Annotated in this window: 10 protein-coding genes; 3 read left to right on the forward strand and 7 right to left on the reverse strand. The window is 44.3% G+C overall.

Going from position 1 to position 11,788, the window contains the following annotated elements; all coding sequences use genetic code 11:
* Positions 1 to 4 precede the first annotated feature (4 nt).
* Genes WCW_RS08300 through WCW_RS10555 form a run of 3 tightly spaced genes read right to left on the reverse strand, consistent with a single transcriptional unit; the run spans position 5 to position 3,172 of the window.
* A complete protein-coding gene (locus WCW_RS08300; protein ID WP_013182770.1) occupies positions 5 to 946 on the reverse strand; it encodes a calcium/sodium antiporter in 942 nt (313 codons plus the stop codon).
* Complete coding sequence (locus WCW_RS08305) at positions 931 to 2,859, reverse strand: SLC13 family permease (protein ID WP_013182771.1); 1,929 nt, start codon at positions 2,857 to 2,859, stop codon at positions 931 to 933. Before WCW_RS08305 ends, WCW_RS08300 begins: the two co-directional genes overlap by 16 nt.
* 55 nt (positions 2,860 to 2,914) lie before the next feature.
* Complete coding sequence (locus tag WCW_RS10555; protein WP_013182772.1) at positions 2,915 to 3,172, reverse strand: sodium:calcium antiporter; 258 nt, start codon at positions 3,170 to 3,172, stop codon at positions 2,915 to 2,917.
* A 235-nt stretch (positions 3,173 to 3,407) separates the two neighbouring features.
* On the opposite strand from WCW_RS10555, the gene WCW_RS08315 reads away from it, so the two are divergent.
* A complete protein-coding gene (locus WCW_RS08315) occupies positions 3,408 to 3,950 on the forward strand; it encodes a hypothetical protein (protein WP_013182773.1) in 543 nt (180 codons plus the stop codon).
* On the opposite strand, the gene WCW_RS08320 is transcribed toward WCW_RS08315, so the two are convergent.
* A complete protein-coding gene (locus tag WCW_RS08320; RefSeq protein ID WP_013182774.1) occupies positions 3,916 to 4,887 on the reverse strand; it encodes a KpsF/GutQ family sugar-phosphate isomerase in 972 nt (323 codons plus the stop codon). The two genes, WCW_RS08315 and WCW_RS08320, sit on opposite strands and share 35 nt — an antisense overlap.
* A gap of 85 nt (positions 4,888 to 4,972) precedes the next feature.
* On the opposite strand from WCW_RS08320, the gene WCW_RS08325 reads away from it, so the two are divergent.
* Positions 4,973 to 6,433, forward strand: coding sequence for an NADP-dependent isocitrate dehydrogenase (locus WCW_RS08325; RefSeq protein WP_013182775.1), 1,461 nt, complete (start codon positions 4,973 to 4,975; stop codon positions 6,431 to 6,433).
* Positions 6,434 to 6,439: 6 nt separating this feature from the next.
* Here the strand turns inward: WCW_RS08325 and WCW_RS08330 are convergent, their stop codons facing one another.
* From WCW_RS08330 to WCW_RS08340, 3 genes are read right to left on the reverse strand one after another with little or no spacing between them, the layout of a single operon-like run.
* Positions 6,440 to 7,672: a dicarboxylate/amino acid:cation symporter gene (locus tag WCW_RS08330; RefSeq protein WP_013182776.1), complete on the reverse strand. Its 1,233-nt coding sequence runs from the start codon at positions 7,670 to 7,672 to the stop codon at positions 6,440 to 6,442.
* Positions 7,673 to 7,728: 56 nt separating this feature from the next.
* Positions 7,729 to 8,832 carry a tetraacyldisaccharide 4'-kinase gene (lpxK, locus tag WCW_RS08335; protein WP_013182777.1) on the reverse strand — a complete coding sequence of 368 codons (1,104 nt, stop codon included), beginning with the start codon at positions 8,830 to 8,832 and terminating at the stop codon, positions 7,729 to 7,731.
* Positions 8,829 to 9,443 carry a D-sedoheptulose-7-phosphate isomerase gene (locus WCW_RS08340; RefSeq protein ID WP_013182778.1) on the reverse strand — a complete coding sequence of 205 codons (615 nt, stop codon included), beginning with the start codon at positions 9,441 to 9,443 and terminating at the stop codon, positions 8,829 to 8,831. The genes lpxK and WCW_RS08340 overlap by 4 nt, the downstream gene beginning before the upstream one ends.
* A 113-nt stretch (positions 9,444 to 9,556) precedes the next feature.
* Here WCW_RS08340 and WCW_RS08345 point away from each other — a divergent pair, with 113 nt between their 5' ends.
* Positions 9,557 to 11,749, forward strand: a complete 2,193-nt coding sequence (locus WCW_RS08345) for a hypothetical protein (protein WP_013182779.1) — start codon at positions 9,557 to 9,559, stop codon at positions 11,747 to 11,749.
* The last annotated feature ends 39 nt before the right edge of the window (positions 11,750 to 11,788 follow it).

An 11,788-nucleotide genomic window follows, 5' to 3' on the forward strand; every position in this document is an offset into this window, starting at 1 on the left:
TTAGTCAAAAATACAACAGATAACAAAGATAAACAAGATAAGAAAAGAATAAGAAAGCCCCTTCCCATCTTGTGATGTGGGTTCCTTTGCGTATCATCACCCATAACCCTATAAACAAAGCGATCATGTAGACAAAATCGATCCAGTTGATGTTTTCTACATGGATCGGAGAAACGGCAGCAGCCGCACCAATAATTCCAAGCATATTAAAGATACTCGAACCAACAAGATTTCCAATCGCAATATCCCCCTGATTTTTGAAGGCAGCGACTAAAGAGGCTGCCAATTCAGGCAAACTCGTTCCAATGGCAACTATTGTTAAACCGATCACTCGATCGGAAACTCCATACAATTGGGCATAAGTGACTGCACCAAGAAGGAAAAGGTGAGATCCTAAAAGCAAAATCACCAGCCCTCCAATGATAAACAACACCTCGATAATCCAGCTGTTCATCTGATGAGGAGAGGGCTCGCTCGCAGGAATATGTGTTTTCATGCCGTTGGCAATCGACCAAACCGTATAAACAACGAGTCCTGAAAGAAAAAGGATTCCGATGAATCGCGTAAAAACCGGAGAAACAAGGAAAATGCCGAATAGGACAGAAGCAATTAAAATCATCAATGGCGTATCGGTATTGAGCAGCCTTCTATGAATCGACAACGGAAACAACATCGCACAAAAACCCAAAATAAAACTTGTATTAACAATATTGGAGCCGATGACATTTCCGATTGCAATATCTCCACGCCCCTCTAATCCGGCTTGAACGCTGACGACAAGCTCCGGTGCGCTCGTTCCAAATGCCACGATGGTCAGCCCGATCACAATCACAGGAATCCCCAACCGCACCGCAAGAGCGGATCCTCCCCTAATGAGTCCTTCAGCGCCTAAATACAAAAATAGCACTCCTAAAATCAGGTTGATCACAATCATTTTAATGGCCATATGTAAGGGATCATCACTGTGCTGATCACCCAAACGATCAGATCCATAAACAATCCAATTTTAAGAAAATCCGTAAACTTATATCCACCAGGTCCATAGACAATCATATGTGTCTGATAACCGGTAGGAATCGCATAACCACACGATGCCCCGATTGCAATACACACGCCAATTGCTTTTGTTGCTTCAATCGATTCGAAGCCTGCAAGCTTTGCCACTTCGATGGCGATGGGAAAAAGAATTAAAGCTGCAGCATTGTTCGACATAAATTCGGTACAAATGATCGTGACAAGAATGATTCCTCCAACAAACATCTGAGGCTGTTTACCGAAAACAGCTAAAATCATCTGGGCAAAATAGGCGGCCACACCTGTCACTTCCATTGCTGTTCCTATGGCAAATGAACTGGCGATCAACAATAAAATATTCCATATCACACTATTTTGAGCTTCCCTTATCGATATCGAACGGGTCAGCAGAAGAACAAAAGCTGCCGTGACGCTTGCCACAATCATTGAGACTCCTAAAGTTGCAGCCAGCACCATAATCGCCATGACAGAAGTGACAAAAACGGCTCGCCGCGGATTAAATGTCAGCAATTTTTCTGAATGGCGTATGAAATAAAAATCTTTATAGAACTTCTGCGCATCAAAAGGTTCGGAAGAAAGCAACATTAGTGTATCGCCCGCCTCAAGGGTAATATCTCGAATATCACCCAACACCCTCCATCCTTGACGGTAAACAGCCATGACAGATGCTCCATAAGAAAATCTGAAATTGATTTGACGCAGTGTTTTTCCCACCAACAGAGAAGTTGTCGGCACAACAATTTCTGAAAAATGCGACGATTTGACATCTAATTTGAAGTGGGGATCGGCTACCGATTGCAAATTTGGAATATCGTGCAGCTCTGCAATTCGATGAATATCGCCAATAAAAACCAGACGATCACCGACAAAAATGACAAGATCGGAAGGAGGCGAATCAATGACTTGATGATTTCTCTCCAATTGAATCAGAGTATCCTGACGAAAATATCTTTTAGAAACTTCTTGTATGGTGCGGTTGGCAAGCGGACATTCTTCCCCGACAATAAACTCTCCGGTAAATTCTCTTGTCTCCGAAGAGACTGCTGTTGCAGCGTCGGTGCGATCGGGCAATAGCTTCCACCCAAAAAACGTGATAAATAGTAGACCCGCAAGCGCACAAGGAACTCCAACATAGGAGAGTTCAAAAAATGAAAAGCCGGAACCTTTCATGTTGTTTTCCATCAAGCCGTTGACAACCAAATTTGTCGATGTTCCAATCAGGGTGCACGCTCCGCCTAAAAGAGAGGCATACGATAACGGAATCAAAAATTTTGAAGGGGACAGCTTGCTATCCAAAGCCCACTTCCTTACCAAGGGAGCCATTAATAAGACGATAGGAGTATTATTTAAAAACGCTGAAGCAAACGTAATTGGGACACTCATGGAAAGCAACCGGACAACATATCTCTTGGAAGAGACTAAAATTTTTTTTGCGATCAACTCGAGGATGCCATTGACTTCCATCGCCCTGACAACAATGCAAAGCATGCCTATTGTCATTAAAATATCATTGGAAAACCCGTTGAGAAATTGCTCCGGTGTAAGAATTCCAAAAATCAAGAGAGGAAGCGATCCTCCAAACATAATAATATCAGGTGGTCTCACCTCGGAGATCAACCCAACAAACATCACAATAAAAACTACGATTGTAAACCAACCTTCCCAACTTAGGGCAGCTTCTGCTTCTTTAATGCTCTGAGGCAAGGGAAAAGAGGCTTCTTCGCCATTTAGCATCTGAGCAGCAATCAAAAACGCGAACAAAAAAATCAAATGAGCGCATATCCTGCCGAATCGGAATTGGTTGCCGGGAACTTCAAATTTCATAAAGGAAAACTTATGAGGAGATCTTCTTTTTTTTGCAATGAGTACAGACAGATAGTCAAAAATATAGTAGATAGCAAAGATAAACAATATAGGAAGAAAACAAGAGAGATCCTTCCCTCCTTGTGATACAGCTTCCTTTTTGTATGATTACCCATAGTCCTATAAACAAGGCGGTCATATAGCTAAAATCGATCCAATTGATATTTTCTATATGGATTGGAGCCGCAATGGAAGATGCTCCAATGATTCCAAGTATATTAAAAATATTCGAACCAACGACATTTCCGACTGCGATGTCTTCCTGCCTTCTCATCGCAGCAATAATCTATGCTTGTCCGGCTGCAACTACTGTTAACCCGATAACTCGATCAGAAATTCCATACACCTTAGACGCAGATTGCTACCGAAACCGAAAGCTCCAGTCCTCCAATGATAATGGAGCTATAGGTTAAAAAAGAACAGAATCAAAAAGACTCCCAAAAAATCAAACAAGCGCATATTCTATCAAATTAAAATTGTTTGCCAAATTTTATAAAGAAAAATTTACAATGAATACTGATAGCCTGACGATCCGCAGCTCAATCACAAGCAGCCTCTATAAGAAAATTTTGTTTCGAGGCTCTTTTTTCAGTTTACTAGGTTTTATTCCTCTTCTCTACGGCTCTCTTAAAATGGATGTCGATACCCTGTCGATCTGGGGAATTCCTCTTTTTTTTCTTGGAACTGCTCTGATCATGTTTGGCATGCTTCCTTATAAAAGAGTGACTGAATTACAGAAACACCCTAATGAGATCCACTTGGTCGGCGACAAGTCGATCCGCTACGATCATTTAGGCAAAAAAACATTGACTGTCCCACTAAGCGCCATTCAAAGCATGCAGTACCTGGAAGATGCGGATCTCTACGGAATTAAACTGCATTTTAAAAAGGTTCTCAAAGAAAAGGTGATCGTCCACGACCCAAGGTTTTCAATGGAAAGGTTTGAAAAAGCCAGCAGAAAAAGGCATGGGTGCGATCTGTTTTTCCCCTATTTCAGCAAGCGCAGCTTTAATCAGCTCAAATACCCGCTTGCAGAAGATCATGCATCTTGACCACCCCAACCACCCTGCCCTCTTCATCAAGAACAGGTAAAATCATGATCGGGCTTTTTTGATTGGATTCCATCTCTTTGACAGCGGCATACGCCAGCATATTAGGGCTTATCGAGCGAGGAGTTTTTGTCATCAGACGCTCAAGAGGCGACTCTAACGCATCCACCCCATATTTTTGAAGGGCTCTGCGCAAGTCGCCATCAGTAAAAATCCCCTTCATGCGGCGATCGTCGTCGACGATAATCACGCAGCCGCACTGTTTATTGGAAAGCTCGACCAAAGAATCGACCAATTTATCGTCCCCCTTTCCAACAGGCACCGCATCTCCTTTCAACATCAAGTCCTTCACCAAGATTGTTGCTCTCTTGCCCAAGCGCCCTGCAGGGTGCGACTTAACAAAATCTTCAATACTAACCTTTTTCAAACGCATCAATGCAATCGCCAGCACATCACCGACAATTCCCTGAATCGTTGTACTCGTTGTCGGCGCCATATCGAATGGGCAAAGCTCCCTTTCAGGAGAGATGAACAATACGATATCCGAAGCTTTCGCCAAGCGGCTATCCTGGTTGCTTACGATGGAGACAACTTTAACCCCCTGATTGCGAATGAAAGGGATCAAATTCATTAATTCATCACTTTCGCCGCTTTTGCTGAGAACAATGAATAGATCATCCGGCTTCAAAATTCCAATGTCCCCATGCAATGCGTTTGTCGGCGATAAATAAAGCGCCCGTGTACCGGTGGATGTCATCGTCACAGCCATTTTTTTCGCGACTAGCCCACTTTTGCCAACGCCAGTAAAAACAGTAATCCCTTTGCAATTTACAAGCTCCTGCAAAACAGCATCTACCGCTTCCATATCTATATTGTCAAAAAAATGATTGAGATAGCTGCGCTCTTTCTCAAGTAGCTCGGGAATAACGGAATTGATCATAATAACGCTCACAACTTAGGAGATGATGGATTTTAATTGAACGAAGATTTAAGCTCAAGGCAACGAAACCTTAAGGAGATCAGGCATGGCACAAGAAAAAACTCCCATTGCGGTAGCAGAAGGCGACGGCATCGGCCCGGAAATTATGGCCGCAACTTTACATATCTTAAAGGAATCAGGAGCGCAACTGGAGATCCATAAGGTTGAGATAGGGGAAAAAGTGTATGAAAGAGGGATCCGGACAGGAATCGCCCCTGAAACTTGGGACGTCATCCGCAACACAAACGTTTTTTTAAAGGCTCCCATCACCACCCCGCAGGGGGGAGGATTCAAAAGTCTCAATGTTACCGTCCGCACAACACTCGGCCTGTACGCCAATATCCGTCCATGCGTTTCCTATCATCCCTTCATCGAAACCAAGCATCCAAAAATGGATGTTGTGGTCGTACGGGAAAATGAGGAAGACCTCTACACAGGAATCGAATACCGGCAATCTCCTGAAACCTTCCATGCATTAAAGATTATCTCCCGCTCAGGCTGTGAGAAAATCATTCGCTACGCATTTGAGTATGCCCGCGCCTACAACCGCAAAAAAGTGACCTGTTTCACTAAGGACAACATTCTGAAACTCTCTGATGGACTTTTCCACAAAATTTTCGACGAAATTTCCCCAGAATACCCAGACATTGAAAATGAACATTGGATCATCGATATCGGTTCGGCTAAACTTGCCGACACCCCTGAAATCTTCGATGTGATTGTCATGCCCAATCTTTACGGAGACATTTTATCTGATGTCGCCGCACAAATCGCAGGATCTGTAGGACTCGCCGGTTCGGCCAATATCGGCGCTCATGGTGCAATGTTCGAAGCGATTCACGGATCAGCTCCCAGAAGAGCCGGACAGAATTTGGCCAATCCAACAGGTCTTCTACTTGGAAGCGTAATGATGCTTGTGCATATTGGACAGCCGGAAGCTGCAGCCAGAATTCACAATGCCTGGCTAAAAACAATTGAGGATGGCGTCCATACCTACGATATTTATAAGGAAGGGATCTCCAAGGAAAAAGTTGGCACGAAAGAGTTTGCGCAAGCGGTCGTCCAGCGCCTGGGCAAAAAACCGGAGCATTTGAAGGAAGCTGTTTATTCAACTCCCAAGCAACTTGCCACCGGCAATAGTGATCAATTGGAGCGGGAAAAAGCAAAAAAGAAAGAGCTTGTAGGTGTCGATATCTTTATCGAAGATGTGAAAGATACAAAATCTTTACAAGAAAAGCTCTCGAAGCTGGAAAACAATCATCTGCAGTTGAAAATGATCGCAAACCGCGGCGTGACAGTTTGGCCAAACAGCATGCCTGAAACTAGCTGCATCGACACGTGGCGCTGCCGATTTATGGCTTCTGAAAAAGGAACTCCTGTCACACGCAAACAAATTGCCGAATTATTGACTACCCTAGCTGATATGGATGTGCACTTTGTGCAAACAGAGCACCTCTGTACATTCGACGGCCAGCCAGGATATACCGTCTCGCAAGATGAACAGTAAGGGCGGCTAAATATCAGAGCCTTCCAGCTCGACGAGCTCTTCATGGTAGTATTGCCGCTCGTCGAGTTCGCCTTCCACTTTTGCCACATACACCGCTACAACAGCATCTCCCATCACATTCATTACAGTAGATCCCATTTCACGAATGCGATCGATCCCAGCTAGAAGTGCCAAACCTTCAATTGGAAGCCCTACAGAGCTAAACACGACAGAAAGCATGATGAATCCTGAACCTGGAATGCCTGCAGCTCCAACTGCAGATAATGTTGCCGTGACGACAATCGTCAGCAAACTTTGCCAACCCAGCTCAATCCCATAAGCCTGGGCAATAAACATCACTGCCATTCCCTGAAAGATCGCTGCTCCATTCATATTAACCGTTGAACCCAACGGAAGCACAAAGGAAGAGATATTTTTAGAAACACCAAGATTCTCTTGTGCACAATGCATCGTAACCGGAAGAGCTGCGGAGCTGCTGGAAGTGGAAAATGCAACCATCAGCGCATCACCCATCCCACGGAAAAATGGCCAGGGACTGAGTTTTGCCAAGAACCACAGCAACCCGCAAAACACCACAATCGTATGCACCAAACATGCGGAATAAAATGTCAGTAAAAATTTCAACAATGGAAGGAGCACCTGCGCGCCCGAAACACCTGTCGTAGAAGCCATGATCGCGAATACGCCGATAGGGGAAAACTCCATGACAATTGAGGTCAGCCGATACATCACATCCGCTAAAGATTCCAAAAATTCTAACACCGGCCGCCCCTTAGGTCCGGCAAAATTGATAGAAATTCCAAGAAAAATGGCGAAAACAATAATCTGAAGGACATTTCCTTCAGCAAGCGACCTGACCGGATTCTCAGGAATTACAGACAGAATGATACTACCAAGACTAGGCGCTTTGGAAACCACTACCTCAGAGGTGCGCGCCATTGTCAATGTCGCGCCTGGATGGAACAGCTGAGCAAACAACAATCCAATCAATATTGCAACAGCAGTCGTGGAGAGGTAGAGGACCACAGATTTCAATCCCACTCTGCCCAATTTTTGCGGATCGTGAATGCTTGTGATGCCGCAAGTCATCGACGCTAAGACGAGGAGAACGATGATCATATTAATCAAACTGAGAAACATCGTTCCAAGCGGTTTTAAAATAACCGCCTGTTCGCCGAATATCAATCCAGTCACAATTCCAAGAGCAAGCGCAATTAAAATTTTAACCCATAACTTCATAAAGTCTCCGATGAAGGCAAATGGATAGTGTATCACAATCCATTGTTTATTTCGAGTTAGGCGATTTTAGCCTTAACTTTATCAATAAAAGCCTTTAATTCATCTGTTCCTTCGATAACTTCGGGCTGAATCTTAATCCAAACCACAGGAAGAAGCAAATCATGGATTTCCGGAAGTTTCACCTTGTCTTTCTCTGTACAAACCATCATTGCGGCTCCCATCTCCTTCCATCTAGCTGCAAGCTCGCTCAATTCTTCGACATCATAATGAAAATGATCGGGATAATATTTCCTGGCGACAATTTCTGCACCCATTTCCCTGACTGTCGAAGCAAACTGCTCCGGTTGAGCGATCCCGCAAAAAATGGCAACTTTCCTCCCTTCAAGAGGAGCAAGCTCATTTCCTTCTAGATCCATCGCCTTCCACCTATCGTAATGGATGCCGATGACGGGAGCGTTTGTGTATTTTTCGACCATTTTCTTGGAATCTTCGTAATCTTCAGCATCGCGCACATGATTAAGAATGACCAGATCAGCACGCCTTAATCCTTCAGGACTCTCTCGCAACAATCCTCTAGGAAATAAATAATTTTGACCGAATGGATCTTTTGCATCTAAGACCACAACCTCAAAATCGCGCGCCATCCGGCGGTGCTGCATGCCGTCATCAAGGAGAATCAGATCCACACCTTGTTTGGCGACAAGATTAGCCGACATCACTCTATCCTTTCCAACAACCACCCACGCTTTGGGCAAATTTTCCGCCAGCAGCCTGGGTTCATCACCAGCATAAGCGGCCGAGTGCAGAGGCCCTTTGCCGGAGGATAAAATCACTGGAGCACGCAGCTTTTCGGCAGGAGAACGGTATCCTCTGGAAAGAATGGCGATTTTGTAGTCATCGTAGAAAAAACCGGCCAATAGCTTTGTAACGGGAGTTTTCCCTGTCCCTCCCGTCACGAGATTGCCGATGCTCATCACAACAGGCACCGGAGCATCATACTGCCGCAGCCACTCGTGATCATACAGCCAGTTCCTCAATGACATGACCCATCGGTAGGGAAGGCTCAAAACCCAAGCCAACCCTTTGATCAGTGTGGGAAGCCAACCTGTTCTCTTTCCTCTAATTACCTGAATATAATAGAAGTGCAACTCATTAATCATGAGCAATCATAACAAACTTCAACCGATTTGGACAGATGGCCGGAAAACAAGAGGTGCTCGACAGCTTCAATCATCACGTGGATGGCCGCCATGTGCGCTTCTTGTATTCTGTCGGAAGTTAGAAATCCGTCGACAATCCACTCGATATCGGCGACCCCTTTCAATTTCCCCCCATCTTTCCCCAAAAATAAGATTGTGCGAAGTCCCTGTTTTTGAGCAGCTTGAACAGCATTAATGATATTGGGAGAGTTGCCGCTTGTCGTTAAACCGACGAAAAGGTCGCCAGGCTGCCCGAAAGCTTCTACTCCTCGAGAAAACACCCAGTCGAAACCAAGGTCATTCCCTGTGCAAGTGAGATGCCCCGGCTCTGACAAAGCGATCGCCGGCAAAGCGCGCCTCGGATTCCGAAAAAACCCCGTCAGCTCCTCGGCGAAATGGGCAGCATCACATAGACTTCCCCCATTGCCTGCGACAATGACTTTATGTCCACTTTTAAATACCTGAGCCAAAAGTTCGGCGGAGCGTTCGATAAATAAAAGAGCCTTGGGTTCCCGCAGTTTCATCGCAGCGGATACACACTCTTCCACCGATCGTGCAATGAGCTCTTTCATTTCCGATTTCCTACTGATAAATAGTATCCATTTTTCCTTTTTTTTCTTTTTGGGTCAAGAATTACATGTTATGATCTTAACGATAACGGATCAGAAAAAAGGAGACGCCGCGCATGTTCACCTCACCAATTAACTCGCCTTTTGGATCTTATCCTCAGCCCTTTGCTACAACTAATTCCCTTGCTTCATTAGTCAATCAGCTTTTTTCAACCCCTGAAAACGCGAAAGAAATTCTCGCTTCCTATATGGGAAACGGAGTCATGGACGAACTTTTATCGGAAATCTGGAACCGTCCTTTACAAAGCGATGAGGCAAAACTCCATCTGATCGAAAAGGTCGCTCCTCATCTCTCTTTTGTAAAATCAATGACCACTTTATTTGAAAAAGATTCCTTAACGGCATTATTTATCACAGCCTCCCTTCCCTCCAATCAACGGAAATGGGACGTGCTGGATTCTCTATTAAAAGATCAAACAGGTTATCAGACGCTTCTTGAGTGTTGGCAACTGCTCGTTTCCAGCACTTGGGAAGACGATGCACTTAAGCAAGAACCATTGGAGCTACTTTTTGCTGATCTATCAGAAGAGGAAAGATGGCAGCTTTTTCGGCTCTGCTGCGAACAGTGTTCCCCTTCTGAACAGGGACAACTCTGTATTCTGCTTGCCACACCTTCTTATCAAGCAGAATTTACCTCAGCTTGGGACGATGTATTTGACAGCAATCCGGAAATCGATACAAAACTGCACCAATTGATCTGTTCAATGATTGCAAACCATCGCGGCAATTCCCTTGTCCCCCCAATCCTCTTTCATCTTCTAAGCCCTGAAGACAAAAATAACGATTTTGGCAAAACCGCTTTCGAGAACCTTGATCAGTTCACAGATAGGGAACAAGGGATCATCTTATCCAGCCTTCTTCCCTTATCTCTCAGCGATCTGATCAAAGACTTCGATCCGATGGCAGATCGAGGGGTTCTCATCAGCCAAATGGAAAAGATTCTTTCTTTTTCAGAGTCGGCAGAAGAAAAAACTAAGACCGTGGGCATTTACCTTGAACTTATCGATGACGAAGAAACTCTGATAGCATGGATGACTGAGCTGCAAGACAGATTCTCCCCTGCCGCTCTCTACCTTTGGCCCGCCCTTCCAAACAATCTCTTTGCTTTTGTGATCACCGACCCAGCGACGGTGAGCCTGCGTTCAAACCTCATGAGAATAGCCACTTTAACAAAAGCAAATGATCTTCCGGAGCTCGTGTCTTATTGCCTAAAAAACACAGAAAAAATCGAACATCTTTTTTCGATCTGCACTCTCGATATCGTTTCTCAAGATCAAATGCAAATAGAAAACGAGACTTTTGGACGTTGGATGACTTTTTCCGATTTTGCAAACATTATTCAAACCGGAATCAACACCGGCAACCTCTCAGAGCAATTGAATCAGATTAAGGAGGACTTCCAAAAACTGCCGCCATTGTTATTGGCATTGGGCATGACTTTTCCCAGTCATCAGGCGTGGATCGCCAAGGCGGCACTCTACTGCACCGATGAGCAGCTGGAAGCGATCGCATCTCTTCTGTCGGTTGACGATATGGAAATTCTAGATAGATTCGCCGAATCCCTGATGACAGATCAATTCAAATTAACCCTTAAACATTTGACATCAAAAACATTAGAAGCATTTGCAAAACACAAAACGGCGGCATGCACAGCCCTTCTACAAGACATTCAACAAGTACATCGGGAAACTCAAGCGCGTCTTAATGATTTAGAATCGCATGAGCAGCTTCCAGAAACTGAAGTGCTCGATGATCTACTTGTGATCCTTGGCAAACAAACTGGAAAAATCATGCAGTTTTCCCATAAGACCCTAAATGATCTAGTGGATCGATGCCTCAGCGAGAAATTTGGGCAGGAGATCGCAAATCTACAAAGACAATCGAAAGCTTATGAAGCTGATCTGAAATTTTTTTTTCAAAGAATTGACAAGATGAGGTCTTCTCTGCCCATTCCTCAAAAAATTAACCTCGACGATCTGCCAAAAAATTTATTAGCATTTGCTAAAGCAGCCACTTGGCAAGAAACAGGTATTTTTTCCGAGAAAGACCTGCAGCATTTAGGATATACCGGCGAAGAGGCTTCTTCACTAGAAAAGTATCTTTCTCAACCCGAACTTTTAAAAATCTGGAAAATATTTATTTCGAAAGGCTTAGGAAATATCAGCAGTTTAATCGACTCGTGTGTTGCAGAACCCGAAGAGCTTTTCAATCTTGCCGATATTGCCAAAAAGCTTGTGATAGAATTTTGAATGTTTTTCAGTATATGTTAACGTAAAGAAAAAACTAGA

Source organism: Waddlia chondrophila WSU 86-1044, assembly GCF_000092785.1.
GTDB classification, from domain to species: Bacteria; Chlamydiota; Chlamydiia; order Chlamydiales; family Waddliaceae; genus Waddlia; species Waddlia chondrophila.